This window comes from Neorhizobium phenanthreniclasticum (assembly GCF_040066075.1).
Classification (GTDB): Bacteria; Pseudomonadota; Alphaproteobacteria; order Rhizobiales; family Rhizobiaceae; genus Neorhizobium; species Neorhizobium petrolearium.
The window spans coordinates 205,337-231,145 of the sequence record NZ_JBEAAL010000001.1 but is presented as its reverse complement, the minus strand read 5'-3'; the positions used below and the strand labels follow the sequence as shown (position 1 = coordinate 231,145).

Below are 25,809 nucleotides of genomic sequence, written 5' to 3'. Positions count from 1 at the left end.
CGGATCAAATTGCTGAAATTTTAGGCGGTTCTGGTGGAACTTTTCGGCGTTCTCGCAGTTTGGGACCTCTTTCGAATTTACGGGCGATAGGCGGGTTCAGGATTGCACTGGATCGGCGCAGCGATCTCAAAAAGTGCTCCCGCCAAGGGTTCGCCGGCCCGCGCCGCATCATCCAGCCCCTCCCAGGCAGAGGTTACGGCAAGCCTCCCGTCGCCAATGAAGGCCGGGCAGGTGGTCCTGCGCGCCGGTAAGAGATGGCGCGACAGATGCGTGCCGTCCGCCGCATAGTGATCGACGGCCCCCTGACCCCAACGTGCGTTCCAGATCGTCCCGTCGCTTGCGCAGATGGAGCCGTCGATGCCGCCCGGCTTGCCATTCTCATCGACAAGCACGGTGGCGTCGCCAGCCGGCAGGCCCGTCTCGGGATCGAGCGGAACGCGCATTAGCCGATTGACCCGCGTATCGGCGTAATAGCCAATCGTCCCGTCCGGCGAAAAGCAGATCGAGTTCGGGATGCTGATCCGATCGAAGAGCTTCGTTACCACGCCGTGGGCCACATGATAGATGGCGCCGACACCGTCTTCGGCTTTCCTGCCCATCGTGCCGATCCAGAGGCTGCCCGAGGGATGTACGCGACCGTCGTTGGAGCGGTTGCCAGGCTTTTCTGGCTCCAGTTCACGATAGGGAGAAAGCCTTCCGCTTGCCCGGTCGCGGACAAAGAGGCCTTTGTCGCTCGCCAGCAATTGCCGGGTAGAATCGATGGAGGCGAGCGCGCTGCCCATGACCGGCAATGTGTGGACGATTTCGCGACCGGTCGCCATATGCAGTTCGTGCAATGCCTTTCCAAGGATGTCGAACCACCAGAGCGTTGCGGTCTCCGATTCGAAGGTGGGGCCTTCTCCAAGTTCGCAAAGGGACGAGGAAAGGACAGCACCCTCAAAATTGTAAGCGGTCGTCACGGAAAATCTCCAATTGCAGTCAGGGCAGGCGAATCTGTATCATTCAAACGCGAGTTCGCAAATGTTCGGCATAGCTGATTTGATCCCCAACAATTATCTCCTGACAAAGGATTGGAAGCATGCGAAGATTTTTTAAAATGGGCAAACGGCACGATCACAAGCCGGAACTGATAATTAGCAACAAATTTGGCACTTATTTAAACTCAAGATGGCAGCCTTGACCAAGGGTGCGTCAGGCGGGAATGCCTTCAGTGAGATCCAGAAGATCCTCAGTGCATTTCCGTCGCGGCAGGTATTGCGAATAAATAACGAATGGCCGGTTCGAGGCGGATGTATGGGAAATGCCATGGGTCGCTCGATTGCGGCGGGCGAGCAAAGAAGCAAGTGATGTCCATCAATACCGAGAAAGCTGGAAAAACTCCGGCCTTTGACGGAAATGTCGAAGAGATCGCGGGTCTCAGGACTCAGTTCGACGTGTTCCGGTTCATGAAGCGAGCGATGGAACATTACGGCTGCCGAACCTTCATGGTTCTCAACCTTCCCCCGGCCACCTCTCTCGAGTTGTCGAGCAACACCGTGATCACGAACTGGCCGGCCGAGTTGATGGCCCACTTCGATCGCGAAGGACTGATGCGGACGAGTCCCATCCTTCGCAGGCTCCACGCTTCGACCCTGCCGATAACCTTCGATCTGGAAACGGTCGGTCCCGAGCGGCGCGGCCCGCTGGTGCGCAGCATTTTTGGGCGGTTCGGCATCGTCCGTGGCGCTTATTTTCCGGTGCATGACATGTCCGGCGGCCGCGGCGCGGTTTCCTTCGCCGGCGACGGCCCGCCCTTCACCCGTCAGCAGATGATGGAACTGATGTATATCTCCATCCATGTCTTTGAGCGGCTGTCTGAAATCCGTAATCTCGACGTGCGCGTCACGGACATGCTGACGGACCGCGAAATCGACTGCCTGAATTGGACGGCTGCCGGTAAGACCAGCGCGGAAATCGCCGAGATCCTCGGTCTCTCGGAGCATACAGTGAATCACTACCTGAACCGTGCGGCAAAAAAGCTCGACACGGTCAACCGCACCCAGGCAGTGGCCAAGGCACTCCGTATCGGCTTGATAAAGTAAAAAAATCCGTGCTGCACTGCACACAAATTCATCACTGCCCAAGGCTAGATCGACGAAAAAAGCGTCCGGATCTGGCAGGTTGCTGCGCTGCAGCAGTATTTCCCATCAGAAGTAGTTGAAAAAACTCAATAAAAGGAAGCATCTTCCCGTCTGGCATGTTTCGTGCTTCTGTATGGTACAGGTCCAGAGGGGACTGTGAAGCGCCCCAAGAGGCGTGCCAAGAAAAGCCGTCGTTCGATCAGTGCGCCATACGGCTGCCGATCGGGCGGCGGCTTAATCTTTCTTGCTCCCAGCAATGCGGAACACCTATATACGCCGAAAGCGACCTTTCGTTTCGGAAGGATGCTTGAAAAATCGGGAGTTTGAAAAATGTCCGACGTGACGAAGGAAGACGTGCTGGCGGTGCTTTCGAAGGTGCGCGGTCCGGATCTGGAAGGCGACATCGTCTCGCGCGGCATGGTGTCGGATGTCTTTATTTCCGACAACAAGGTCTATTTTTCCATCACCGTGCCGTCCGAGCGTGCGCAGGAACTGGAGCCGTTGCGCATCGCTGCCGAGCGCAGCGTCAAGGCGATGCCGGGCGTCAAGGGTGCGCTGGTGACGCTGACGGCGGACCGCAAGGCGGGCTCGTCACCGCCGCCGCGCCCGCAGCCTCCGTCCTCTGCCGGTCAATCCCATGGTCATGCTTCGGGACATTCTCATCCGCCGCAGCGCGAGAAGGCTGGCGTACCGGGAGTGGGCGCGATTATCGCGGTGGCCTCGGGCAAGGGCGGCGTCGGCAAATCGACGACGGCCGTCAATCTCGCTCTCGGGCTTCAGGCGAATGGCTTGCGCGTCGGCATTCTGGATGCCGACATCTACGGCCCTTCCGTACCGCGGCTTCTGAAGATTTCCGGCCGCCCGCAACAGATCGAGAATCGCATCATAAAGCCGATGGAGAATTATGGCCTGAAGGCCATGTCCATGGGTTTCCTCGTGGATGAGGAGACGGCAATGATCTGGCGCGGCCCGATGGTCCAGTCGGCGCTGATGCAGATGTTGCGCGAAGTGGCCTGGGGCGAGCTCGACGTGCTGGTCGTCGACATGCCGCCCGGCACGGGCGATGCGCAGCTCACCATGGCGCAGCAGGTGCCGCTTGCCGGCGCCGTCATCGTCTCGACGCCGCAGGATCTGGCGCTCATCGACGCCCGCAAGGGGATCGCCATGTTCCGCAAGGTGGAGGTGCCGCTGCTCGGCATCATCGAGAACATGAGCTATTTCCTCGCCCCGGATACCGGCAAGCGCTACGACATCTTCGGCCACGGCGGCGCACGCGGCGAGGCAGAGCGGATCGGGGTGCCCTTCCTGGGCGAGGTGCCGCTGACGATCGACATCCGCGAGCGGTCCGATGCCGGAACTCCGGTGGTCGTTTCCGATCCGCAAGGGGCGACGGCGGAGATCTACCGGCAGATCGCCGCAAAGGTCTGGGCCGAGCTCGGAGGTCGCGCCCCACGACAGACACCGGCCATCGTTTTCGAATAAAATCCGTATAAGCGAAATGCCATCGCGGCAAACGAACCGTTCGACTTTGGTCGGAAGTGGATAGGGTCGGCGTTCTCGGCCAAGACCTTGATGCCGATCGAGATTCGTCTCGCAACCGCATGCCCTCTTGAACATCCTGCGGGCCGGAGTCATGTTGCCGCGCTGACAGCGACGTTTATACGCCTCTTGATTTTGACTATGGCTATCTTTATAGGCGCGTCCCGCTGGAGGTCGAATGGCCCTGGAAGGAGCCGGCAAGCCCGCTTCTCGTTCAAGGCCGACGGATTTCGGCCGGAGACAAAGATTGATCAATGCCTATAGCGCCAATGGCTCGACGAGGACGCTTCTGCCGGCAGAGGCGCTGCCGCAGCTTCCAGACGATGTCACGTGGATCGATCTCGTAAACCCCACACCGCAGGAAGATGCCTATGTGGAGGGGCTTGTCGGCATTCAGGTCCCGACCCGAGTTGACCTCAGGGACATCGAGCCGTCGAGCCGCCTCTACATCGAGAAGGACGCAGTCTTCATGACCGCTTCTCTGGTCTGGCGTGCGGATGGCAAGGATCCCCAGCTCACCGACGTGGCCTTCATCCTCTCGGGCAACCGGCTGATCACTGTCCGCTACGCGGAACCGAAGAGTTTTCAGCTCTTCATCGCCGCTCTCGGCCGCGCGCCAGACGAGATGCGCAACGGCGTGACGCTGCTCGGGAGACTGCTGGAGACGATAGCCGATCGCACGGCCGAGATTCTCGAAAACACGGTCGATCGTGTCGACAAGCTGTCGTCCGATATCTTCCGTGATCACGGCAGACGCCGTGCGCCGCGGTTCCTGGAAGCCAAGCTTGCGGACATCGCCGATCATCATCGTTTGATCAGCAAGGTGCGTGACAGCCTGGGCTCGCTTTCCAGGCTCCTGACCTTCCTGATGAACGTCCCGTTGATCAAGGGCGACAAGAGTGATGCCAGCCTTTGTCGCACGGTTGCGCACGACGTCAACACGTTGTCGGAACACGCCGCCTTCATCGCCGGCAATATCGCCTTCCTGCTGGATGCTTCGCTCGGTCTCATCAATGTCGAACAGAACGCCATCATCAAGATCTTCTCGATCGCATCGGTCGTCTTCCTGCCGCCGACGCTCGTCGCCTCCATCTACGGCATGAATTTTCATCTCATGCCGGAACTCGACTGGCACTTTGGATATCCGCTCGCAATCGTCGCGATGATCCTGTCCGCCATTATTCCCTTTTTCGTCTTCCGCTGGAAAGGCTGGCTCTGAAGCCAGACACGCCATGGGTCAACCCGCTGAAATTCATGTCACCGAAGAAACGAAGGGGCAGAGCCTTTTCGCGCTTGCGCTTGGCTCCGTCGGTGTCGTCTACGGCGATATCGGCACGAGCCCGCTCTACGCGTTCCGCGAGGCCCTGAAGCCGGTCGCCCATGACGGCGTTACGCAGACCGAAATCATCGGCCTTATCTCGCTGATGATCTGGGCGCTGACGATCATCGTGACGTTCAAATACGTGCTCTTCCTGCTGCGTGCCGATAACGATGGCGAAGGTGGTACGCTTTCTTTGCTCGCCATGCTCACCAAGACGGCCAATGGCCATAAGGCATTCCTGATGCTGCTTGGCCTTATCGGCGCGGCGCTCTTCCTGGGCGATGCGATGATCACCCCGGCGCTTTCGGTCATGTCGGCTGTCGAGGGGCTGAAGCTCGTGACGCCGACCTTGCAGAATGCCGTGCTGCCGATTTCGGTCGGCATCCTGATCGCGCTTTTTGCCATCCAGTCGAAGGGAACGGGGCTTGTTTCGGCCTTCTTTGGGCCGATCACCGCTCTCTGGTTCATCGCCATCGGGGGCTTCGGCGTCGTTCATATTTCCGATGACTACAGTATCCTGGCAGCCTTCAATCCGTGGTACGCTATGGAGTTCATGCTGCACGAGGGCTTTGTCGGCATCGTTGTGCTCGGCGCGGTCTTTCTGACGGTCACCGGGGCGGAAGCGCTCTATGCCGACCTCGGTCATTTCGGACGCCGGCCGATCCAGTGGGCCTGGTTCGTGCTGGTGTTTCCGGCCCTGACGCTCAATTACCTGGGGCAGGGCGCCTTCGTGCTGAAGCACCCGGAAGCGATGTCCGATCCCTTCTATTTGATGTTCCCGCAATGGGCGCTGCTGCCGATGGTGATCCTGGCGACGGCCGCAACCATCATTGCCAGCCAGGCGGTGATTACCGGCGCGTTCTCATTGGTGCGTCAGGCGATCCACCTCGGTTATCTGCCGCGCATGCAGATACTCATCACTTCCGAGACCAATATCGGCCAGATATTCCTGCCGTCGGTCAACACGCTGCTTCTGGTCGGCGTGACTGCGCTGGTGCTCGGCTTCGAGAGTTCCGAGGCGCTCGCCACCGCCTATGGTATCTCCGTGACCGGCGCCATGGTCGTCACCACGCTGATGGCCTTCGAATTCGTGCGGGCGAAATGGAAATGGCCGCAGACACTCGCCATCGCCACGCTGGCGCCGCTGCTTGCGCTGGAACTGGTCTTCCTCGGCGCCAATCTCCTGAAGATCCACGACGGAGGCTGGGTGCCGATCACGATGGCAATCATCTTCACCATCATCATGTGGACCTGGAAGCGCGGTGCGGCGATTCTTTTCGAAAAGACCCGCCGCATAGACGTGCCGCTTGCGACCTTCGTCCCCATGGTGGAGAAGAAGAGCGATCATGCACCGGTCTCGGTGCCGGGCGTGGCGATCTTCCTGACCAGCGATCCGGAAACGGCTCCTGCGGCGTTGCTGCACAATATCAAGCACAACCACGTTCTGCACGAGAAGAACGTCATCCTGACCATCGTGACGGTCAACAAGCCGCGCGTCTCCGTGGAAGAGCGGTTCAAGATCGAGAAGATTTCCGAGCGTTTCACGCTGATCGAACTGCGTTTCGGCTTCATGCAGTCGCACAATGTCTCGCAGGCGCTCGCTTATTTGAGGAAAACCGGCTTCAAGTTCGACATCATGTCGACCTCCTTTTATCTCGGCCGCCGCAAGCTCGTGCCGGATGCCGAATCCGGCATGCCGATGTGGCAGGACCGGCTGTTCATCGCCATGGCCAACACCGCGACCGATCCTTCCGACTATTTCCACCTGCCGGCCAACCGGGTGGTGGAGCTCGGCTCGCATGTCATCATCTGATACACATCACCCTGACATTTATGTGAATCTGCTAAATAAGCCGGATTTCAGGACGCTTCGGCCATCCGCGTTAACCGCGCATCAAGGTTAATGATCGATCTTCATCGGGTCGTCGTTGCCGTTGTGGAGTTTTCGGTTTTGCGTTCGAAGCGTATTTTGAGTCGCAAGTCCTCGTCCCGTCCGGATGCCTGGACTTCTCCGGCTGTCTTCGGCCTCGCCTGCTGGCTGCTTTTTCCATCCTCTCCCGCCCAGGGAGACCTCGCCGATCTTCTGACCGGTTTCAATAACGCGGATCAGTGGCGCATGGTGCTCACCAATTCCCCGGCAGGCTCGATCCATCAGGCCTCGCTGGCATTCCCGGGCCTGAAAGACGCCGTTTCCGGCAATGCGGGAATCACTCTTCCGGATGGCCGCAAGATCGCCCTGGTCGATGAGAAGAAATCCACTGATCCGCGCCCGGATGAAGAGCGCGTCAACCGCGCCTCAAAGAAGGGACGCGTCGTCGCCGTCGAGCCGATGCAGCCGCCCAAGGCCTTTTCTGCGGGTTCCGTGCTGCAACGCTCCAGCGCGCTTACGCTGCCGATCGAAACACGCAAGGAGCTGACGGCCTTTGCCAAGCCCGGTAAGGCGCAGAAGCAGATCGAACTCGCCTCCTTCTATTTCCGCAAGAAGGAAGAACCGAAGCCGGACGACGGCCTCCTGCCGATGGTCGCAAGCCTCATCAACAACAGCCATGCCGACGTGCTCGCGACCGCCTATGCGCCGCCGGAGCCCGATTTCGCCAAGCAGTCGCCCTTCGATGCGATTCTGAAGGAAAAGCCGAATGTGGGCCGGTTCATTCCGCCGATCGGGCCGAAGGATCACGCCTGGGCTGCGACGCCGCTGCCGCCTTCCGCATTCTCCGCCCGTGAACAGCAATGCCTCGCCTCCGGCATCTATTTCGAAGCGCGCAGCGAATCCGCCCGCGGCCAGGCGGCGGTTGCTCAGGTGATTCTGAACCGCGTCCGCAATCCTGCCTATCCGGGCACGATTTGCGACGTCGTCTACCAGAACGAGGATTGGCGCAATCGCTGCCAGTTTTCCTTCGCCTGCGACCGGATCAAGGACCGCATCCGCTCGCAATATCATTGGAAGATGGCCCGCGAAGTGGCAATGGCGGTGACGGCGGGCAAGATCTGGCTGCCGGAAGTGGGGTCCGCCACCCACTACCATGCCGTCTATGTACGGCCGGCTTGGGCGCGCACGATGAAGAAGGTCGGCCGCATCGGCCTGCATGTCTTCTATCGCACCTATGGCGGCGGCTGGAGCTGAGGCTTCCCCCGGCGTCACAATGGGCAGCGATTCCCGCGACAGTTTTACCCGGCTCAGGTTGCATTGCCTGTAACTATATGAAACTTCTCGGCTAATTTACCTCAGTCTAACAGCCTTGGACGCCTTGACTATATGGGCGCTCAAAACTATGTTGCGCGCGACTTGAAAACGGGCCGGAAGGCGCGAAATCCCTCGCTGGCTGCATTATAGATGGCCGGCCGGCATCCAGGCTGTTGGGTCTGGAAGCCGGAGGAGGGGAGGACGCGAATGACGGATGATCGGGACGATGGTCTGGAAGAGCGCCGGAGGCGCCTGTCCGCAGAGCTTGCGAACAGGAAGGCCGAAGACGTGGCAGAGGCGAAGAGGGACGCGCAATCGGAAGAAAGCCGCAAGGGCATGGCTCTTGGCTTCAAGCTTTCCTCCGAGTTCATCTCCGCCGTCGCGGTTGGCGCCATCCTGGGCTATATGCTCGACCGTTTTGCCGGTACGTCGCCGTGGGGGCTGATCGTTTTGCTTCTCCTCGGTTTCTGTGCCGGTGTTTTGAATGTGCTCCGCTCCGTCGGCATGGTGGCTCCGCCACCGTCCATGCAGAAGCGGAACGACAAGGATGGGAAATGAAGCGGCCTTCGGCGGCTTCGATAATGAGCAAAGTCGCTTCGGCGGCGAAGGAAAGAGGTAGACGGTGGCAAACGATCCGATCCATCAGTTTCAGATCAGCAAGATCGTTCCGATCGAGATCGGCGGCATCGACTTCTCCTTCACAAATGCATCTCTTTTCATGGTCGCGACCATAGCTTGCGCTGCAGGCTTTCTTTATTTTGCGACGTCTCAGCGCGGCCTGATCCCGGGACGGGCGCAATCGGTCGCGGAAATGTCCTATGAGTTCATCGCCGGAATGCTGCGCGAAGGCGCGGGCAGCCACGGCATGAAGTTCTTCCCGCTGGTCTTCTCGCTGTTCATGTTCGTGCTGACCGCGAACCTGCTCGGCATGTTTCCTTATTTCTTCACCGTTACCAGCCAGATCATCGTCACCTTCGCGCTTGCGCTTCTGGTCATCGGCACGGTCCTCGTCTACGGCTTCTACAAGCACGGCCTGCACTTCCTGCAGCTCTTCGTGCCGAGCGGTGTGCCGGGCGCGCTGCTGCCGCTGGTCGTCTCGATCGAAATCATCTCGTTCCTCTCCCGCCCGGTTTCGCTTTCTGTTCGTCTTTTCGCGAACATGCTTGCCGGCCACATCACGCTGAAAGTGTTCGCAGGCTTCGTCGCCTCGCTTGGAACCCTCGGCGCACTCGGCATCGGCGGTGCAGTCCTTCCCCTCATCATGACGGTCGCCCTGACCGGTCTCGAATTCCTCGTCGCCTTCCTCCAGGCTTACGTCTTTGCGGTGCTGACCTGCATGTACCTCAACGACGCGATCCATCCCGGCGGGCACTAAGGATAACGACATTGGCGTCCTGAGGCGTCAGTCATCAGCCGCAACAACCATTTCAAGGAGTTTCTCATGGAAGCGGAAGCAGCAAAGTTCATCGGTGCAGGTCTGGCTTGCTTTGGCATGGCCGGCACGGCTCTCGGCCTCGGCAACATCTTCGGCAACTACCTCTCGGGCGCTCTGCGCAACCCGTCCGCCGCTGACAGCCAGTTCGGCCGTCTGGTATTCGGCTTCGCCGTTACGGAAGCTCTGGGCATCTTCTCGCTGCTCATCGCTCTCCTGCTGCTCTACGCAGTCTGATACCTGGCCAGGGATCGGGATCGCGGCCGCTTGGAAAAGCGCGCCGTGATCCTTCGCATTTGGAATACACCTGGAGGTGATGATGTTCGTGACCTCGGCACATGCGCAGACCGCGCCGGCCGCTCCTGAAACGCCTGCAGCACCGGGCACCGCCCCTGCGGGCGATACGCATGCCGCGCCGGCTGGCGAAGTGCATACCGAAACCGGCGTCGCCCATGAAGGCGAGCACGGTGGCGGAACCTTCCCGCCCTTCGACGCGACCTATTTCCCGTCGCAGATCCTCTGGCTCGTCATCACCTTCGGCCTCTTCTATCTCCTGATGAAGAAGGTCATCGTTCCGCGCGTCGGCGGCATTCTCGAACACCGCCATGACCGGATCGCCCAGGACCTCGACGAGGCCGCCCGCCTGAAGGCGGAAGCGGATGCTGCCGTCGAGACCTATGAAAAGGAACTGGCCGCCGCCCGTTCCAAGGGGCATTCGATTGCTGAAACCGCCCGCGAAGCCGCCAAGACGAAGGCTGCCGCCGACCGTGCTGCGATCGAGGCCGAACTAGCTCAGAAGCTTGCGGTGGCCGAAACCCGCATTGGAGAGATCAAGGCGCAGGCTTTTGCCCAAGTCGGCCAGATCGCCGAAGAAACCGCATCTGCCATCGTCGATCAGCTGATCGGCGCCAAGGCAACTGGCGATGACATCAAGGCTGCGGTTGCAGCCGTGAAGACGGAGGCCTGATCCGATGGCATTCGATGCAACATTTTTTGCGTTCGTCGGTCTCGTCCTCTTCCTGGCTCTGATCGTCTATCTCAAAGTGCCGGGCATGATGGCGAAGTCGCTCGACGAGCGGGCCGAAAACATCCGCAAGGAACTCGACGAGGCAAAGCGTCTGCGTGACGAGGCTCAGCTATTGCTTGCCGAATACCAGCGCAAGCGCAAGGAAGCCGAAGCGGATGCCGCGCAGATCGTCGCCGCTGCCGAGCGTGAAGCTGCAGCTCTGACGGCGGAAGCCAAGCAGAAGACGGAGGAATTCGTCACTCGCCGCAATGCGCTTTCCGAGCAGAAGATCAAGCAGGCCGAGGCGGAAGCGATTGGCGCCGTGCGCTCTGCCGCTGTCGATCTTGCGATCGCCGCTGCCGAAAGCGTCATTGCGAAGAAGGCGGACGCCGCCACCCGGGATGCACTCTTCCAGGACGCCGTCGGCAAGGTGCAGTCGCGATTGAACTGATTCCGATTTTCATCGAACATCTGAAGCCTCCGAAGCGCTGAGCTCCGGGGGCTTTTCTTTTGCCGCCATCGCGTTCGCTGCAGCGAAGTGAGGCAAGGTTCGGAGACGGCCAATGCAGAAGCCAACACTGTTCGGTACCGATTATAGTGTCTATGTGCGCGCGGCGCGGCTGACGCTCTTCGAGAAGGGCGTTGACTATGAACTGGCGCCGGTCGACGTCTTCGCGACAGGCGGCCCGCCCGCCACCTATCTGGAAAGGCAGCCTTTCGGGCGTATTCCTGCCTTCGAGCACGGCGGCTTCGCACTCTATGAGACCGGCGCCATCACCAGATATGTGGACGAAGGTTTTGAAGGACCCGTTCTGCAGCCCGCTGACCCCCGCGCCCGGGCGCGGATGAACCAGATCATCAGCATCGCGGATGGTTATCTCTACCCGACCCTCGTCTGGGGCATCTATGTCGAGCAGGTCTCGAAGCCTCTGAGCGGCAGGCAGACGGATATTGCCAAGCTGCAGCCAGCACTCGATCGGGCGCCGACCTGCCTGCGGGCGATTAGTGATCTGATGGCGAATGGCCCATGGCTATGCGGAAGCGCCCTCAGCCTCGCCGATCTCCATGTCGCGCCGATGATCGACTATTTCGTCAAGGCACCGGTCGCTTCGGACATGATGGCCGAGAATCCAGAGGTCGTCGCGTGGTGGGAACGGATGGCGGATCGCCCGAGCATGCGAGCGACGGACCCGAAGAGTTGATGTTCGGCGCAGGCGGACGAAAGCTGGCCTTGGCGGTCAACCCTCCGGCAGATCGTCCTTCCGAAGCGGCCGGAAACTCATCCGGTGCAGGCGGCAGGGGCCGTGCATCTCGATGCCGGCACGGTGCTGCGGCGTGCCATAGCCCGCGTGATTGGCAAAGCCGTAGGCCGGGAACACATGGTGGGCGCGAGCCATCATCCGGTCCCGTGTGACCTTGGCGATGATCGAGGCGGCGGCGATCGAAACGGAGCGTGCATCGCCCTGGATGACCGCCTTGCCGGGACAGCAAAGGCCGGCGGGCACGTCGCGGCCATCGGCGAGTACATAGGCCGGGGTTATGGCAAGACCGGCTATGGCCCGACGCATGGCATCGAGGCTGGCGCGCAGAATATTGCGCTCGTCGATATGGCGGGGGCCGGAAGCGGCGATCGAGACCTCCGATGTGGCCATGATCGCCTCGAACAGCACTTCCCGCTGGGCGGCGGTGAGCTGCTTGGAATCGTTGAGACCATCCGGGATATTGTTCGGATCGAGGATTACGGCAGCCGCAACGACGGGGCCGGCTAGCGGCCCGCGCCCGGCCTCGTCGGTGCCGGCGACCGGCCAATGGCCGGCCTTGCGTGCCAGAAGTTCCAGGCTGAAATCCGGAACGAGCGGCACTTCTTCGAAAAGCATCGGAGAATCGGGTGACGTGCGAGGCAACATGGCGGCAACCTCGCACGCCGACCCGATCTCCTGCAACCCCGGACAAGCGATGCGGCGTCGCTATCCACCGGGGCGGCGGTGGAACCGGGGAGATTCCGGCACGCAATGGATGCGGGGAAGGTGCCGGAAAGAGAAAATCAAAAAATCGCAGGCTTCATGCCTGTCGTGCTCAAAGCAGTGAAAGCTGTATGCCTCCGCCGTCCGGCCGGATAAAAATGTCGTCGCGCAAAGGCAGGCCGCGGCGCACCATGCCGAGCCGCTTCACCGCCATCTCGAAGCGGCGGCCGATCTGCCATGCATAGGGGCCGGCACCCTTCATCCGCTTGCCCCACTCGGCATCATAGTCCTTGCCGCCGCGCATCGAGCGGATCAGCGACATCACGTGCCGGTAGCGGTTCGGATAGTTCTGCAGAAGCCAGTCGCGGAAGAGCGGGCTCACCTCCAGCGGCAGGCGGAGCAGAACATAGCTTGCCTCGGCTGCTCCTGCCGCATGGCCGGCTTCCAGAATGCGCTCGATCTCGTGATCGTTAAGCGCCGGGATCACGGGCGCCACCATGACCGCCGTCGGAATGCCGGCACCAGTCAGCGCCTTGATAGCGGTAAGACGCTTGGGAGGGGTCGAGGCGCGCGGCTCCATGGTGCGGGCCAGCTTGCGGTCGAGCGTCGTGACGGAAATGCCGACCTTCGCAAGCCCTTTCGAAGCCATTTCGGAAAGGATGTCGATATCGCGGGTGATCAGCGCCGATTTCGTCACGATAGCGACGGGATGGTTGGCCTTGTTCAGCACTTCGAGAATCTGCCGCATGATGCGCCATTCCCGCTCGATCGGCTGATAGGGATCGGTATTCGTCCCGATCGCGATCGCCCGCACCTTGTAGTCGGGCTTGCTCAGTTCCCTTTCGAGCAGCTTCGGCACGTCGGGCTTGGCGAAAAGCTTCGATTCGAAATCGAGTCCCGGCGAAAGCCCCATATAGCTGTGGGTCGGGCGTGCGAAACAATAGATGCAGCCGTGTTCACAGCCGCGATAGGGATTGATCGAACGGTCGAAGGAGAGATCGGGTGAATCGTTGCGGGTGATTGCCGTACGCGGCTTTTCCACCTGCACCTCGGTCTTGAACGGTTCCAGCTCCTCGATCGTCTGCCAGCCGTCGCCGAAAATCTCACGGCGCTCCTCCTCGAAGCGGCCGCTCGGATTCAAGCCCGCGCCGCGTCCGCGCCGACGGTCGACCTCTACCCTGAGGCCGGAGGACTTCACCAGCGCATCGGCAATATCCGCCGTATGGGCAGGCGCAAAGGCAGCCTGCCGCAAATGGGACAGCTCGTTCATCGGACGCTCCTGAAGGGGAAATTCCCCGTTCGTGATGATTAAATTCCTAGCCTCAAAACGAGAACATTGCAAGAACAAATTTTGAAAACCGTTTCTGGCATTCCCTGTTGCAATGCGGTAAATGTCAGGAATGCTGACTGTCATCATGGAATGCCGCGACCAGGAATCAGAGCTGGCGCAGACGCTCTCCATTCTTGTTTCCGCCGCGGTGGAAGGGCTTGTAAGCGATGTGGTGGTGCTCGATCACGGCTCGCGGGATGGAACCTCCCACGTCGCCGATGCGGCCGGCTGCCGTTTCCACACCCATTGGGAGATCAAGGACATCCTGCGCGGCGCGCGGGGGGAGTGGCTGCTTCTGGTGGAGCCGGGCGCGCGGCTGCAGGCCGGTTGGATCGACGAGGTGATGGAATATATCGCGCTCAACAAGCGGCCGGCCCGATTCGCGCCGTCGCGAACCTATCGGCGACCGTTCTTCAAGCGCATCGGGCGTGCGGTGCCGCCTCTGGAATACGGCCTGCTTTTGCCGAAACGACAGGCGATCGCGCTCGCCAAGTCCGGCATGGACCTGGAAGCGCTCGCCAGGGGGCAGAAGGCCTCGAAGCTCGTCAGCGAGATGATCCCTGCCTGGGTGGCGGCGTCAGCCCGCTGACTTATTTTCCGGCGCCCCGCTTCAAATGCTCGTCGAGCCGCGGCATGATTTCGATGAAATTGCAGGGCATGTGGCGATAGTCGAGCTGTGCCTTCAATATGCCGTCCCAGGCATCCTTGCAGGCGCCCGGCGAGCCCGGCAGCACGAAGATAAAGGTTGCATTGGCGACGCCGCCCGTCGCCCGCGACTGGATCGTCGAGGTGCCGATCTTGTCGTAGGAGATGCGGTGGAAGACTTCGGAAAAACCGTCCATCCGTTTTTCAAAGAGAGGTTCGAGCGCTTCCGGCGTCACGTCGCGGCCGGTGAAACCTGTGCCGCCGGTGGTGATCACCACGTCGATCTCCGGATCGAGCGTCCATTCCCGAACCTGTTGAGCGATCCGTTCCTTGTCGTCGGACACGATGGAGCGGGCCTTGAGCTGGTGGCCTGCCTCGGCGATCCTGGCAACGAGCGTGTCGCCCGACTTGTCGTTCTCCGGCGTGCGTGTATCGGAAACGGTCAGCACCGCAATGCCGACGGGAATGAAATGGCGTGTTTCGTCTATCCGGTTCATGGGTCTGTACCGATGGTCTGCACGGCCTGAAAATACCAGTCCGGCTTCTGCTCGTTAAGGCTGTCCACTGCTTTTTGGGCCGTTTCGAGGGAAGGAAATATCCCGAAACAGGTCGCGCCCGAACCGGACATGCGCGTCAGCATGGCCCCTTCGGCGCCGATCATATTGGAGATCTGATCGATCTCGCGCACGAGTGAACGCGCCGGCGGTTCGAGGTCGTTGCGTAACGTTTTGAGGAAAGGTACCCAGTCGTCATCACGTGCGCCGATAGACGGGTTGTCCTTGCGAAGCAGACGCCGGAATATATCCGGCGTCGAAACGCCAATGAGCGGATTGCCGAGCACAAGCGGCAGCGAGGGCAGGGTGGGCAGCGTGGCGAGTTCTTCACCGATGCCCCTGGCCATCAGCGCCTCGCCCTTGAGGCACATGGGCACGTCGGCGCCGAGGAACAGACACAGTGCGATAAGTTCCGGCTCCGGCAGGCTTGCATCCCAAAAGCGGAGGAGCCCGCGCAGCGTTGCGGCTGCGTCTGCCGAGCCGCCGCCGATCCCGGCCGCGACGGGCAGGTTCTTTTCGAGATGGATGGCGACGGGTGTCGTTGCAATGCCCCGATCTGCAAGCGTCCGGCGCAAGAGGTCGCGCGCTTGCAGCACCAGGTTCCCGTCCCCTTCCGCCGCATCGGCCGGCACGAAATGGGCGAACCGGCCCGAGACGATGAAGTCGTCGGCTTCCGCCGCGGCAAAGCTCAGCACGTCGCCCCTGTCGGCGAAAGTCACGATGCTTTCCAGCAGATGATAGCCGTCGGCCCGCTGTCCGGTCACGTGCAGGGCGAGGTTGATCTTGGCAGGAGCCAGTTCAAAAAGGCCCGCCTCGCCGGCAGGCCCGTTTTCGGGAAACATGTTGTCGATCGGCATGAAGCGTCAGGATTTCTTGTCGGGATTTGCCGGTGCGGGCGGCGGCGGGGCGGCAGGCTCCGCCGGGCTGCGGTCGGCAGTGGTCGCGGTCGGATCGAGCGGTGGGAGGCCTCTCTCGATCTTTTCCTTGATGTGCTCGCGGTTGATGTCCTCGCCTTCGGAAACGAGCGCCCGGTTCCACTGGTAGACCGCTTCAAGCTTGCGCCCAACGCGCCAGTAGGCGTCGCCCAGATGGTCGTTGATCGTGGCATCGCCGGCACGCAGCTGCACGGCCCGTTCCAGTTCCGTCACGGCATCGTCAAACTTGCCCATACGGTAATAGGCCCAGCCAAGCGAATCGACGATATAGCCATCATCAGGCCGCGCATCGACGGCGCGGCGGATCATGTCGAGGCCCTCTTCGAGGTTCTTGCTCATGTCGACCAGCGAGTAGCCGAGATAGTTCAGCACCTGCGGCTGTTCGGGATTGAGCTCCAGCGCCTTGCGGAAGTTCGGCTCGGCCTTGTCCCACTGCTTCAGCCGTTCAAAGGCGATACCGCGCTGGAAGAAGACCGACCAGTCGCCGGGCTTCGGCACCGGGCCGATCACCTCGACCGCCTTGTCGTAGGTCTCCGCCATGGCCTTGTAGTCCTTGGCTTCGGAAAGCACGCTGCCATAGGCGATATAGCTACGAATGTCGGAAGGATCGGAATCGATCAGCGCCTTCAGATGTTGTTTGGCTTCCTCCGCCTTGCCGGTTTCCGAGAGCGTCACGCCGAGCTGCAGTTCGGAAATCCGCCGCATCGGCGAATCGACCGGCACGCTCGAATAGAACTTGATGGCGCGCTCGGGCTGTTCAAGCTTTTCGGCAATGCCACCGAGCAGAATCAGCGTATCGGCGCTTTTTTGATCCAGCGCGTGGGATATCTGCAGGTAGAGCGACACCATGTCCTCGGCGCCCTGGCGATTGAGCGCACCGCCGATGGAAAAGAGCACGCTGGCCGCGCCTTCGGCGGCATTGGTTACCTGTTGTTGCGGCTTCTCGCCCTTTTCAATGCTCTGCCTGAGTGCTTTCAGGGGCGCGTAATTGGCCACCATGCCATCGCCGACAGCGATTGCATCGAGCGCCTTCTGCTTGTTGCCGGCGGCGGCCTCGAGACGTGCAAGCGCCATCACGGCACGCATGAAGGTATCGGGCGCGGTTGCCACGGCTTCGTTGTTGGTGACGGCCGTGTTGAGATGCTGGCGTGCCGTACCGATATCGCCGGTGACGAGCGCCATGGCGCCGAGCTGGTAGCTGGTGAACACCTTGTACCAGGCCGGCCCCTTGAGATTGGCAACATTGGCCATGGCGCGCTTGCCCTTGCCGGCGCCGATATCTGCCCAGGCGGAAAGGAGCTGATGCGTCAGCCGGTCGAGATCGTTCGGCCCGTCATAGGCGAGGACCTTTTTCGCCGTGTCGAACTTCTTGTCGCGCAGGGCGTCGAGGCCGCGGACGATCTTGGTGATCCGCTCGACGGCCGCATCTTCCTTCAGCGCGTCAGCCTCCTTGAGGCCGTCCTCGAAATCGCCGTTGAGCAGCAGCGAGATCATCAGCCTTTCGCGGATCTCCAGATTGGCCGGATCGAAATCGAGCGCCTTGCGGTAAAGCGAGATGGCGGTCAGGTAGTCATGATCCACGTCGGCGGTGCGGCCTGCCAGGAACGCGCCGGAAAACGAATTCACATCGCTGGCATCGAAAGTCACCACGTCTTCTGCTGTTGGCCTCGGATCCGCGGTTGCCGCGCGTGCAACCGGGCCGATGAAAAGCACGGCCGCAAGCGCCGCGCTGGAGAGCAGAAGAAGGCTGGATTGCCGCCGCATGAAAGGTGCCTTTCGTGTAGAGCCTGGTACGGCGCTGAAATCAGCCGCCACACATGCTCCAATTGATTCACAACAGAATGGCTTTTTTGAAGCACGTCCGCAAGGAAATCTCCCGCGCCGCAGACGGGCGGTGCCGGTCACACCTTCGTTAGTGATCCAGCGTGTTAATTGACGCGCTGGATGGAGAAATCGATGACTTCCAGAAGCGCTGCCTTGAGCGGCGACGCCGGTAACGGCGCCAACGCATCGCGGGCAATTGTGCCGTAATGCAGCGCACGGGCGATCGTGTCGTTCAGCGCATCGTACTTGTTGATGAAACCGAGCGCCTTTTCGAGGTTCTCGTCGCTGCTTTCGCCATTCTCGATCGCGTTGCGCCAGAAAGCGCGCTCGCTTTCTGTCCCTCGGCGATAGGAAAGGATGACGGGCAGCGTGATCTTGCCCTCGCGGAAATCGTCGCCGACATTCTTGCCGAGATCGGCCGCCTTGCCGCCATAGTCGAGTGCGTCATCGACGAGCTGGAAGGCAAGGCCGAGATTCATGCCGTAGGATCTCATCGCCGCGCGCCCGGCTTTGTCTGCATTGGCGACGATCGGACCGACTTCCGCAGCCGCGGCAAAGAGTGCCGCCGTCTTGGCGCGGATGACGGAAAGGTAATCATCTTCCGTCGTTTCCATATTCTTGGCGACGGAAAGCTGCAGCACCTCGCCCTCGGCAATCACGCAGGCGGCTGTCGACAGCACATCGAGCGCTTCGAGTGAACCGGCATCCACCATCATCTTGAAGGCCTGGCCAAGCAGGAAGTCTCCGACCAGCACGCTTGCCTGGTTGCCCCAGATCATCCGTGCCGTGGATCTGCCGCGGCGCAGATCGCTTTCGTCCACCACGTCGTCATGCAACAGCGTCGCCGTATGCATGAATTCGACGCTGGTCGCCAGCTTCACATGTCCGTCGCCTCGATAGCCGAACAGCGAGGCGGATGCGAGCGTCAGCATCGGCCTCAAACGCTTGCCACCCGATGAGATGAGGTGGTTGGCGACTTCCGGGATCATCTGCACGTCGGAGCCGGCTTTGGACAGGATCAGCTGGTTGACCCGCTCCATGTCCGCCTTGGTAAGATCCACCAAAGGTTTGACGGACGCGGATTTGTTTTTACCTTCTTCAAGCGGTATGACGACGCCCAACGATGAGGCCTCCCTATCGAAATCTTTTAAACGACCATAGAAAGAGGCGGATAGGGCGGCAAGGGCAAATCGCATCCCGCCGGATTTAATGGGGTTTCAAAAAAGCGTCATGCTGGAGATCATCCGCACCAACGATGTCGTGATCCTGTCGCTGGCGGAGAGCCTGATGAAGGATGCCGGCATCCATTACATGATCGCGGACCAGTCGATGAGCGTGCTGGAAGGTTCGCTCGGGCTTCTTCCGCGCCGCTTTCTCGTCGAGGCGGAAAAGGCGGACGAGGCGCGAGGGATATTGAAGGATGCGGGCCTGGCGGCGGAGCTGAGGCCTTGACCTCCACTCATACCATCGACGCCTTCCATCGTGGTCGCTTCCATGTGACGCAGCCGAAGGGTGGGGGACATCGTTCCGGCGTCGACGCCATGCTGCTCGCCTCGCTGGTGGTGGCCGACAAGCCGGTTCGTGTCGCGGATCTCGGCGCTGGCGCCGGTGCCGCCGGCCTTGCCGTGGCCGCACGTCTGGAACAGGCCAGGATCCTGCTGGTGGAGAAATCGCCGCTGATGGCCGATTACGCCCGCCGGACTTTGGCGCTTCCCGAAAACGCCTTTCTGGCCGGTCGCGTCGAGGTGCTGGAGACCGATGTGACGCTGACCGGCAAGCCGCGAATTGCTGCGGGGTTGCTCGATGAGATCTGCGACCATGTCATCATGAATCCGCCCTTCAACGATGCGGCCGACCGCAGGACGCCGGATGCTCTGAAAGCCGAGGCGCATGCGATGACGGAAGGACTGCTCGAGGCATGGGTCCGTACAGCCGGCGCGATCATGAAGCCCGGCGGGCAGTTGTCGCTGATCGCCCGGCCGCAATCGATCGCCGAGATCATCGATGCCTGCGGTAAACGGTTCGGGGGACTGGAGATCACGCCCATCCATCCGAGGCCAGGCGAGAATGCCACGCGGATTCTCGTAACGGCCGTCAAGGGCTCGCGCGCCCGGCTGGCGCTGCGGGCGCCGCTCTTTTTGCACGGCGCCGATGGCCACGCCTTCACGCCCTTTGCGGACGATCTGAACAATGGCCGCACCGCCTATCCGCGGCTCAGCCCAAGACGAAATCGATAAGCAGCTTGACGTTCAGGACGGCGATGACGATGGCGATCAGATAGGCGATCGCGGTCAGCCAGCGCGGTGCGACGAGCGCACCCATCTTGATCTTGCTGGCCGTGAACATGACGAGCGGGAAGACTGCGAAGGAAAGCTGGAGGCTCAGCACGACCTGGGTCAGGATCAGCAGTTCTGCCGTGCCCTGGTCTCCGTACAACATCGTCACGAGTGCTGCGGGGACGATCGCAATGGCGCGGGTGATGAGGCGGCGAATCCAGGGCTGCAATCGTATTTTCAGAAAGCCTTCCATGACGATCTGGCCCGCAAGGGTTGCCGTCACGGTGGAATTCAGCCCGCAACAGAGCAGCGCGATGCCGAAAAGCATCGGCGCAATCGCAAGCCCGAGAAGCGGCGACAGCAGCGCATGAGCGTCACCGAGTTCGACGACATCCGTCTGTCCGTGAGCATTGAAGGCGGCCGCCGCAAGGATGAGGATCGAGGCATTGATCAGCAGCGCGAAGCAGAGCGCGACGGTGGAATCGATCGTCGCAAAGGTCAGCGCTTCCCGTTTTTCCGGCAGCGTATGGCCATAGGCGCGGGTCTGCACGATGCCGGAATGCAGGTAGAGGTTATGGGGCATGACGGTGGCGCCGAGAATGCCGAGCGCGAGGTAGAGCATCTCCGGATTGCGGACGATTTCGGTCGTCGGGAAGAAGCCCCTGATCACGCCGCCCCAGTCCGGATCGGCAAGGAAGATCTGCACCCCGAAACAGACGGCGATCACGCCGAGCATGGTGATGATGAAGGCCTCGATCCAGCGGAAACCGAGTTTCTGCAGGTAGAGGATGATGAAGACGTCGAGCGCGGTGATCAGCACTCCGAGTTCGAGCGGAATGCCGAAGATCAGGTTGAGGCCGATCGCGGTGCCGATCACCTCGGCGATGTCCGTCGCGATGATGGCGATTTCCGCCAGCGCCCAGAGGGGGATTGAAATCCATTTCGGGAAAGCGTCACGGCAGGCTTGCGCCAGGTCGCGGCCGGAGGCGATCGCAAGGCGGGCGCAAAGCGACTGGAGCACGATCGCCATCAGGTTCGAGAGCAGGGCGACTGCCAGCAGCGCATAGCCGAACTTCGATCCGCCCGCGAGCGAGGTCGCCCAGTTGCCGGGATCCATGTATCCGACCGCCACCATGTAACCCGGCCCGGCAAACGCGGCGATCCGGCGTAGCTTCGATCCAGACGGCACATGGATGCTGCGATGAACGTCGGACAGCGACGCCTCTCCCGGTTGGTGCCGCCAGCCGTCCGGCTGGTCCCATCTCGACATGTCCATGATTGCAATATCTCCGTTTCCCACCCGGGCTTGGTATAGATATCCTTTTTTAGAATGATAATGCAAGTCATTCGCATCTGCAGATGTCAAAATGCCGCTTTCGCCGGACGCGAGCCATTGTGTTTGAAAATCCAGCGCATACATGCTGTGACAGGCTCAACACGACAAACAAAAGGAAGAGAAATGGCCGGGTTTTGGAAGAGGCTGGTGCCGAAACGGTTCCGCAAGAAGGGCGTGACGATTCCCGTCGTCCGGCTCCACGGCGCGATCATGGCCGGCGGCAGCCAGTTCAAGCAGACCCTCAATCTGGCCACCGTCGCGCCCATGCTGGACAAGGCCTTTGCACATAAGGAGGCGCCGGTTGTAGCGATCGCCATCAATTCTCCGGGCGGTTCGCCGGTGCAGTCGCGCCTGATCTTCCAGCGCATCCGGGCGCTTGCCGAGGAGAAGGACAAGAAGGTGCTGGTGTTCGTCGAGGATGTCGCGGCTTCCGGCGGCTATATGATCGCGCTTGCCGGCGACGAGATCTTTGCCGACCCGACCTCGATCGTGGGCTCGATCGGCGTCGTTTCCGGCGGTTTCGGTTTTCCGGAACTGCTCCGCAAGATCGGTGTCGAGCGTCGCGTTTATACCGCTGGCGAAAATAAGATGATCCTGGATCCTTTCCAGCCGGAAAAGGAAGGCGATATCGAATATCTGAAATCGCTGCAGCTCGAAATCCACAAGGTCTTCATTGATATGGTGAAGATGCGCCGCGGCGAGCGGCTCGCCGATGATGCGACCATTTTTTCAGGTCTCTTCTGGAGCGGCCTGCGCGGCCTCGACCTCGGTCTGATCGACGGTTTGGGCGAAGTGCGCGAGGTCGTCAAGCGCCGCTATGGCAAGGATGCGAAGCTGGAACTGATCGGCAGCGCCCGCACGCTCTTCGGTCGCCGCGTGCCGGGCGTCGTATTCGGCGAGGGCAAATCCGCCGAAATCGCCGCAGGGGCAGCCACGGGACTTGCCGCGAGCCTGGAGGAAAGGGCATTGTGGGCAAGGTACGGCCTTTGAAAAGGCGAAAGGAACGCGCGAGGGGGAGATGGCGCAGCTTATATTTCTGATCATCGTGATTGGCGGCGGCTGGATGCTCTACAAGAAATTCATCAAGGATGCCGAAAAGCTCACCCAGCGCTCGAAGGAGCGGGAAAAGGAGCGCCAGACCGGCGCCATGGGCACGCTCGTCAAGGACCCGGTGACGGGAGAGTATCGCGTGAAGCGGGATGAGGAGGAGTGACCGGAAACCGTTTGCCGGCCTATAAATCCTTGACCGGTGCCCCCGATGCGTGGCACTCGTCCGCATCCTCAATAAACAACCGTTTTATCGCCATGACCGATCTGCCCGCCCACATGTCTCCGACCCGCTCCTTTCAGGGGCTGATCCTGGCGCTCCAGAACTACTGGGCGGACAAGGGCTGTGCCATCCTGCAGCCCTATGACATGGAGGTCGGCGCCGGCACCTTCCATCCGGCCACCACGCTGCGCGCGCTTGGCCCGAGGCCGTGGAGGGCCGCTTATGTGCAGCCTTCCCGCCGTCCGTCCGACGGCCGTTACGGCGAAAACCCAAACCGCCTGCAACACTATTACCAGTATCAGGTCATTCTGAAGCCGAACCCGTCGAACCTGCAGGAACTTTACCTCGGTTCGCTGAAGGCGATCGGCCTCGATCCGCTGCTGCATGACGTGCGCTTCGTGGAAGATGACTGGGAAAGCCCGACGCTCGGCGCCTGGGGCCTCGGCTGGGAATGCTGGTGCGACGGCATGGAGGTCTCGCAATTCACGTATTTTCAGCAGGTCTGCGGCATCGAATGCGCGCCGGTCGCGGGCGAGCTCACCTATGGTCTCGAACGTCTCGCGACGTATCTGCAGGGTGTGGATTCCATCTACGAGCTCAACTTCAACGGCCGTGAAGGCGAGGAGAAGATCACCTATGGCGACGTTTTCCTGCAGGCCGAGCAGGAATATTCCCGCCACAATTTCGAATTTGCCGATACTGCGATGCTGCACCGGCACTTCATCGACGCCGAAAAGGAATGCCAGGCGCTGCTCGCGGCAGGTGCTCCGGGGGGCAACGCCAACCAGATGCTGCACAAATGCGTCTTCCCGGCCTATGACCAGTGCATCAAGGCGTCGCACGTCTTCAACCTGCTCGACGCGCGCGGCGTGATCTCCGTCACCGAACGCCAGAGCTATATCCTGCGCGTCCGCACGCTGGCGAAGGCCTGCGGTGAGGCCTTCCTGCTGACCGAAGCCGGTGGCGTCAACTTCGGCAAGGAGGCGGCATAAACAGCCGCCTTATCAAAGACTTTCGCGCGGTGCGTTTGACGCCTTCCAGGAAGTGTGCCTAGTCTCCGCTTCGGATTTACGCGTCTGTGGGGGATTCGTCTGATGTATATCCTGATCGGCATAGTCGTTCTCGTCGTCCTGTACGGCATCATGATCTATAACGGGCTGGTCAGATCCCGTCAGATGGCGGAGGAGGCCTGGTCCGGCATCGACGTCCAGTTGAAGCGCCGCGCCGATCTCATCCCGAACCTTATCGAGACAGTGAAGGGTTACGCAGCACATGAGAAGGGCACGCTCGAAGAAGTGGTGAAGCTGCGCAACCAGGCCCAGGCCGTGCCGGCCGGCGATGTCGCCGCCCGCGCTCAGGCGGAAGGTCTGCTGTCCCAGGCGCTTGGCAAGCTCTTCGCGCTCGCGGAAGCCTATCCGGACCTCAAGGCGAACCAGAATTTTTCCGAACTGCAGGCCTCGCTGGAAACGATCGAAAGCGAGATTCAGATGTCGCGGCGCTATTACAACGGCGCGGCGCGTGATCTGAACGTCAAGGTCGAAAGCTTCCCGTCCAACTTGGTCGCCGGTCAGTTCGGCTTTTCCAAGCGCGAATATTTCGAAATCGCCAACGAGGCGGATCGCGCGGTTCCAGCTGTCAAATTCTAGGAAACCGTCATTGGACCTTTGCACGGAAACGCTCTAAGAGCGCCGTCGAAGGTTGAAAAGTTATGGCGTGTCTTGCAGGCAGCGCCGCGAGTGACGGAAGAGACGATCATCATGGGCAGAGTGAAACTCACCATAGTGCCGCCGGGCAAGCCGCTTGTCGGCCGCGCCGTGCCGCCGGGCTCGAAGTCGATCACCAACCGCGCATTGCTCTTGGCGGGCCTCGCCAGGGGAACGAGCCGGCTGACGGGCGCGCTGCGGAGCGACGACACGCGTTATATGGCGGATGCCCTTCGGGCAATGGGTGTGACAATCGACGAGCCGGACGAGACGACCTTCGTCGTCACAGGCATGGGCAAGCTCCTGCCGCCTTCCGAACCGCTTTTCCTCGGCAATGCCGGCACCGCGACCCGATTCCTGACGGCCGCAGTTGCTTCGGTCGATGGGACGGTCGTGGTCGATGGCGACGAGCACATGCGCAAGCGGCCGATCGCCCCGCTGGTGGCGGCCCTGAAATCGCTCGGCATCGACGTCGAGGCGCCGACCGGCTGCCCGCCGGTTACCGTGCACGGCATCGGCCATTTCGCATCGGGCCGTGTCGAGATCGATGCAGGCCTGTCGAGCCAGTACGTTTCCGCCCTGTTGATGGCGGCGCCGCTTGCTCCGAAAGGCGCCAATGCGCCGGTCACCGTAGCGCTTGCCGGTGCGGAAATCGGCGCCCGCGGCTATGTCGACCTGACGCTCGCTGCCATGCAGACATTCGGCGCCAAGGTGGAGCAGATCGACGCAGCAAGCTGGAAAGTCGAGCCGACCGGTTATCGGGCTGCGGATTTCGTCATCGAACCAGACGCTTCCGCCGCAACCTATCTCTGGGCCGCGGAAGTGCTGACCGGTGGGGCGATCGATCTCGGCGTTCCGAACGGCGCCTTCACCCAGCCGGATGCCAAGGCTTATGACGTGATTTCGAAATTCCCGTATCTGCCGGCCGAGATCGACGGTTCGCAGATGCAGGATGCGGTGCCGACGCTTGCCGTGCTCGCCGCCTTCAACGAGACGCCGGTGCGCTTTACCGGCATTGCCAACCTGCGCGTCAAGGAATGCGACCGGGTGCGGGCGCTGTCGCTCGGCCTCAACGAGATCCGCGAAGGTCTGGCGACGGAAGAAGGCGATGATCTGATTGTCGCATCCGATCCGTCGCTCGCCGGCCAGACGCTGCCGGCGGCGATCAACACCTTCGCCGATCACCGCATCGCCATGAGCTTCGCGCTGGCGGGCCTGAAGATCGGCGGCATCACCATTCTCGACCCGGATTGCGTCGCCAAGACCTTTCCGGATTATTGGGATGTGCTGGCCTCGCTCGGTGTCGCATACACGGATATCGAATAGGCGGGGCAAGAGGACACGGGCCAGGGCGCCGAAGGGGAGGGATG

Annotated in this window: 27 protein-coding genes; 19 read left to right on the top strand and 8 right to left on the bottom strand. The window is 61.2% G+C overall.

All coding sequences use genetic code 11. The features are described 5' to 3' along the window. Positions 1–77: 77 nt before the first annotated feature. Complete coding sequence (locus tag ABK249_RS01140; RefSeq protein ID WP_227702026.1) at positions 78–959, bottom strand: SMP-30/gluconolactonase/LRE family protein; 882 nt, start codon at positions 957–959, stop codon at positions 78–80. 387 nt (positions 960–1,346) lie between these two features. Here ABK249_RS01140 and ABK249_RS01135 point away from each other — a divergent pair, with 387 nt between their 5' ends. From ABK249_RS01135 to ABK249_RS01085, 11 genes are all read left to right on the top strand, one after another. Beyond that, a complete protein-coding gene (locus tag ABK249_RS01135) occupies positions 1,347–2,081 on the top strand; it encodes a LuxR family transcriptional regulator (protein ID WP_227702027.1) in 735 nt (244 codons plus the stop codon). 369 nt (positions 2,082–2,450) lie between these two features. Continuing rightward, on the top strand, positions 2,451–3,602 hold the full coding sequence (apbC, locus tag ABK249_RS01130; protein WP_348861967.1) for an iron-sulfur cluster carrier protein ApbC: 1,152 nt from the start codon (positions 2,451–2,453) through the stop codon (positions 3,600–3,602). 304 nt (positions 3,603–3,906) lie between these two features. After that, on the top strand, positions 3,907–4,878 hold the full coding sequence (locus ABK249_RS01125; RefSeq protein ID WP_037159874.1) for a magnesium transporter CorA family protein: 972 nt from the start codon (positions 3,907–3,909) through the stop codon (positions 4,876–4,878). 13 nt (positions 4,879–4,891) lie between these two features. Beyond that, positions 4,892–6,793, top strand: coding sequence for a potassium transporter Kup (locus ABK249_RS01120; protein WP_037158323.1), 1,902 nt, complete (start codon positions 4,892–4,894; stop codon positions 6,791–6,793). Positions 6,794–6,883: 90 nt separating this feature from the next. Then, positions 6,884–8,104 carry a cell wall hydrolase gene (locus tag ABK249_RS01115; protein ID WP_081953016.1) on the top strand — a complete coding sequence of 407 codons (1,221 nt, stop codon included), beginning with the start codon at positions 6,884–6,886 and terminating at the stop codon, positions 8,102–8,104. A gap of 267 nt (positions 8,105–8,371) precedes the next feature. Next, entirely contained in the window at positions 8,372–8,722 is a 351-nt protein-coding gene (locus ABK249_RS01110) for an AtpZ/AtpI family protein (RefSeq protein ID WP_037158321.1), read from the top strand. A 64-nt stretch (positions 8,723–8,786) separates the two neighbouring features. After that, positions 8,787–9,539 carry a F0F1 ATP synthase subunit A gene (locus tag ABK249_RS01105; protein ID WP_037158319.1) on the top strand — a complete coding sequence of 251 codons (753 nt, stop codon included), beginning with the start codon at positions 8,787–8,789 and terminating at the stop codon, positions 9,537–9,539. Between the two features lie 66 nt (positions 9,540–9,605). Then, positions 9,606–9,833: a F0F1 ATP synthase subunit C gene (locus ABK249_RS01100; RefSeq protein WP_037158317.1), complete on the top strand. Its 228-nt coding sequence runs from the start codon at positions 9,606–9,608 to the stop codon at positions 9,831–9,833. Positions 9,834–9,915: 82 nt separating this feature from the next. Further along, entirely contained in the window at positions 9,916–10,563 is a 648-nt protein-coding gene (locus ABK249_RS01095) for a F0F1 ATP synthase subunit B (protein WP_152601315.1), read from the top strand. Positions 10,564–10,567: 4 nt separating this feature from the next. Then, positions 10,568–11,053, top strand: coding sequence for a F0F1 ATP synthase subunit B (locus tag ABK249_RS01090; protein WP_037158313.1), 486 nt, complete (start codon positions 10,568–10,570; stop codon positions 11,051–11,053). A 112-nt stretch (positions 11,054–11,165) separates the two neighbouring features. Continuing rightward, positions 11,166–11,804 (top strand): glutathione S-transferase family protein, encoded by a 639-nt coding sequence (locus ABK249_RS01085; protein ID WP_348861965.1) that lies wholly within the window; start codon positions 11,166–11,168, stop codon positions 11,802–11,804. A 36-nt stretch (positions 11,805–11,840) separates the two neighbouring features. On the opposite strand, the gene ABK249_RS01080 is transcribed toward ABK249_RS01085, so the two are convergent. Both ABK249_RS01080 and ABK249_RS01075 read right to left on the bottom strand, forming a co-directional pair. Then, the gene (locus ABK249_RS01080; RefSeq protein WP_227702031.1) at positions 11,841–12,509 is read right to left on the bottom strand and encodes a ribonuclease HII; all 669 of its coding nucleotides are present in this window, start codon (positions 12,507–12,509) and stop codon (positions 11,841–11,843) included. A gap of 169 nt (positions 12,510–12,678) precedes the next feature. Continuing rightward, the gene (locus ABK249_RS01075; protein ID WP_348861964.1) at positions 12,679–13,836 is read right to left on the bottom strand and encodes a PA0069 family radical SAM protein; all 1,158 of its coding nucleotides are present in this window, start codon (positions 13,834–13,836) and stop codon (positions 12,679–12,681) included. Positions 13,837–13,966: 130 nt separating this feature from the next. On the opposite strand from ABK249_RS01075, the gene ABK249_RS01070 reads away from it, so the two are divergent. Further along, positions 13,967–14,485, top strand: coding sequence for a glycosyltransferase family 2 protein (locus ABK249_RS01070; RefSeq protein ID WP_037159870.1), 519 nt, complete (start codon positions 13,967–13,969; stop codon positions 14,483–14,485). Position 14,486: 1 nt separating this feature from the next. Here ABK249_RS01070 and moaB read toward each other — a convergent pair whose 3' ends face one another. From moaB to ABK249_RS01050, 4 genes are all read right to left on the bottom strand, one after another. Then, positions 14,487–15,038, bottom strand: coding sequence for a molybdenum cofactor biosynthesis protein B (moaB, locus tag ABK249_RS01065; protein WP_037158304.1), 552 nt, complete (start codon positions 15,036–15,038; stop codon positions 14,487–14,489). Continuing rightward, the gene (locus ABK249_RS01060) at positions 15,035–15,952 is read right to left on the bottom strand and encodes a 4-(cytidine 5'-diphospho)-2-C-methyl-D-erythritol kinase (RefSeq protein WP_348861963.1); all 918 of its coding nucleotides are present in this window, start codon (positions 15,950–15,952) and stop codon (positions 15,035–15,037) included. Before ABK249_RS01060 ends, moaB begins: the two co-directional genes overlap by 4 nt. Positions 15,953–15,958: 6 nt before the next feature. Continuing rightward, positions 15,959–17,794, bottom strand: coding sequence for a tetratricopeptide repeat protein (locus tag ABK249_RS01055; protein WP_037158302.1), 1,836 nt, complete (start codon positions 17,792–17,794; stop codon positions 15,959–15,961). A 164-nt stretch (positions 17,795–17,958) separates the two neighbouring features. After that, the gene (locus ABK249_RS01050) at positions 17,959–18,975 is read right to left on the bottom strand and encodes a polyprenyl synthetase family protein (protein ID WP_037158301.1); all 1,017 of its coding nucleotides are present in this window, start codon (positions 18,973–18,975) and stop codon (positions 17,959–17,961) included. A gap of 109 nt (positions 18,976–19,084) precedes the next feature. Between ABK249_RS01050 and ABK249_RS01045 the strand changes: the two genes are divergently transcribed. Together ABK249_RS01045 and ABK249_RS01040 are read left to right on the top strand one after the other, a co-directional pair. Further along, positions 19,085–19,306 (top strand): putative signal transducing protein, encoded by a 222-nt coding sequence (locus ABK249_RS01045; RefSeq protein ID WP_037159866.1) that lies wholly within the window; start codon positions 19,085–19,087, stop codon positions 19,304–19,306. Then, positions 19,303–20,091 (top strand): tRNA1(Val) (adenine(37)-N6)-methyltransferase, encoded by a 789-nt coding sequence (locus ABK249_RS01040; RefSeq protein WP_348861962.1) that lies wholly within the window; start codon positions 19,303–19,305, stop codon positions 20,089–20,091. Before ABK249_RS01045 ends, ABK249_RS01040 begins: the two co-directional genes overlap by 4 nt. Here the strand turns inward: ABK249_RS01040 and ABK249_RS01035 are convergent. Further along, entirely contained in the window at positions 20,069–21,406 is a 1,338-nt protein-coding gene (locus ABK249_RS01035) for an Nramp family divalent metal transporter (RefSeq protein ID WP_037158299.1), read from the bottom strand. The genes ABK249_RS01040 and ABK249_RS01035 overlap by 23 nt on opposite strands. Before the next feature lie 183 nt (positions 21,407–21,589). Between ABK249_RS01035 and ABK249_RS01030 the strand changes: the two genes are divergently transcribed. The 5 genes from ABK249_RS01030 (at position 21,590) to ABK249_RS01010 (ending at position 25,765) form a co-directional block, all read left to right on the top strand. Then, on the top strand, positions 21,590–22,456 hold the full coding sequence (locus ABK249_RS01030) for a S49 family peptidase (protein WP_348861960.1): 867 nt from the start codon (positions 21,590–21,592) through the stop codon (positions 22,454–22,456). 28 nt (positions 22,457–22,484) lie between these two features. After that, positions 22,485–22,679, top strand: a complete 195-nt coding sequence (locus tag ABK249_RS01025) for a hypothetical protein (protein ID WP_037158296.1) — start codon at positions 22,485–22,487, stop codon at positions 22,677–22,679. Between the two features lie 92 nt (positions 22,680–22,771). After that, positions 22,772–23,728, top strand: a complete 957-nt coding sequence (locus ABK249_RS01020; protein ID WP_348861959.1) for a glycine--tRNA ligase subunit alpha — start codon at positions 22,772–22,774, stop codon at positions 23,726–23,728. Positions 23,729–23,830: 102 nt separating this feature from the next. Continuing rightward, entirely contained in the window at positions 23,831–24,382 is a 552-nt protein-coding gene (locus tag ABK249_RS01015; RefSeq protein WP_037158294.1) for a LemA family protein, read from the top strand. 111 nt (positions 24,383–24,493) lie between these two features. Beyond that, entirely contained in the window at positions 24,494–25,765 is a 1,272-nt protein-coding gene (locus ABK249_RS01010) for a 3-phosphoshikimate 1-carboxyvinyltransferase (RefSeq protein WP_348861958.1), read from the top strand. Positions 25,766–25,809: the final 44 nt, after the last annotated feature.

What these genes read in the sequence shown, in the direction of transcription:
- ABK249_RS01135 (WP_227702027.1), top strand. Translation starts at nt 1,347, where the DNA reads ATGTCCATCAATACCGAGAAAGCTGGAAAAACTCCGGCCTTTGACGGA.
- ABK249_RS01070 (WP_037159870.1), top strand. Translation starts at nt 13,967, where the DNA reads ATGCTGACTGTCATCATGGAATGCCGCGACCAGGAATCAGAGCTGGCG.
- ABK249_RS01055 (WP_037158302.1), bottom strand. Translation starts at nt 17,794, where the DNA reads ATGCGGCGGCAATCCAGCCTTCTTCTGCTCTCCAGCGCGGCGCTTGCG.
- ABK249_RS01035 (WP_037158299.1), bottom strand. Translation starts at nt 21,406, where the DNA reads ATGGACATGTCGAGATGGGACCAGCCGGACGGCTGGCGGCACCAACCG.
- ABK249_RS01120 (WP_037158323.1), top strand. Translation starts at nt 4,892, where the DNA reads ATGGGTCAACCCGCTGAAATTCATGTCACCGAAGAAACGAAGGGGCAG.
- apbC (WP_348861967.1), top strand. Translation starts at nt 2,451, where the DNA reads ATGTCCGACGTGACGAAGGAAGACGTGCTGGCGGTGCTTTCGAAGGTG.
- ABK249_RS01025 (WP_037158296.1), top strand. Translation starts at nt 22,485, where the DNA reads ATGGCGCAGCTTATATTTCTGATCATCGTGATTGGCGGCGGCTGGATG.
- ABK249_RS01030 (WP_348861960.1), top strand. Translation starts at nt 21,590, where the DNA reads ATGGCCGGGTTTTGGAAGAGGCTGGTGCCGAAACGGTTCCGCAAGAAG.
- ABK249_RS01100 (WP_037158317.1), top strand. Translation starts at nt 9,606, where the DNA reads ATGGAAGCGGAAGCAGCAAAGTTCATCGGTGCAGGTCTGGCTTGCTTT.
- ABK249_RS01085 (WP_348861965.1), top strand. Translation starts at nt 11,166, where the DNA reads ATGCAGAAGCCAACACTGTTCGGTACCGATTATAGTGTCTATGTGCGC.
- ABK249_RS01095 (WP_152601315.1), top strand. Translation starts at nt 9,916, where the DNA reads ATGTTCGTGACCTCGGCACATGCGCAGACCGCGCCGGCCGCTCCTGAA.
- ABK249_RS01115 (WP_081953016.1), top strand. Translation starts at nt 6,884, where the DNA reads ATGATCGATCTTCATCGGGTCGTCGTTGCCGTTGTGGAGTTTTCGGTT.
- moaB (WP_037158304.1), bottom strand. Translation starts at nt 15,038, where the DNA reads ATGAACCGGATAGACGAAACACGCCATTTCATTCCCGTCGGCATTGCG.
- ABK249_RS01045 (WP_037159866.1), top strand. Translation starts at nt 19,085, where the DNA reads ATGCTGGAGATCATCCGCACCAACGATGTCGTGATCCTGTCGCTGGCG.
- ABK249_RS01075 (WP_348861964.1), bottom strand. Translation starts at nt 13,836, where the DNA reads ATGAACGAGCTGTCCCATTTGCGGCAGGCTGCCTTTGCGCCTGCCCAT.
- ABK249_RS01015 (WP_037158294.1), top strand. Translation starts at nt 23,831, where the DNA reads ATGTATATCCTGATCGGCATAGTCGTTCTCGTCGTCCTGTACGGCATC.
- ABK249_RS01020 (WP_348861959.1), top strand. Translation starts at nt 22,772, where the DNA reads ATGACCGATCTGCCCGCCCACATGTCTCCGACCCGCTCCTTTCAGGGG.
- ABK249_RS01080 (WP_227702031.1), bottom strand. Translation starts at nt 12,509, where the DNA reads ATGTTGCCTCGCACGTCACCCGATTCTCCGATGCTTTTCGAAGAAGTG.
- ABK249_RS01010 (WP_348861958.1), top strand. Translation starts at nt 24,494, where the DNA reads ATGGGCAGAGTGAAACTCACCATAGTGCCGCCGGGCAAGCCGCTTGTC.
- ABK249_RS01090 (WP_037158313.1), top strand. Translation starts at nt 10,568, where the DNA reads ATGGCATTCGATGCAACATTTTTTGCGTTCGTCGGTCTCGTCCTCTTC.
- ABK249_RS01060 (WP_348861963.1), bottom strand. Translation starts at nt 15,952, where the DNA reads ATGCCGATCGACAACATGTTTCCCGAAAACGGGCCTGCCGGCGAGGCG.
- ABK249_RS01110 (WP_037158321.1), top strand. Translation starts at nt 8,372, where the DNA reads ATGACGGATGATCGGGACGATGGTCTGGAAGAGCGCCGGAGGCGCCTG.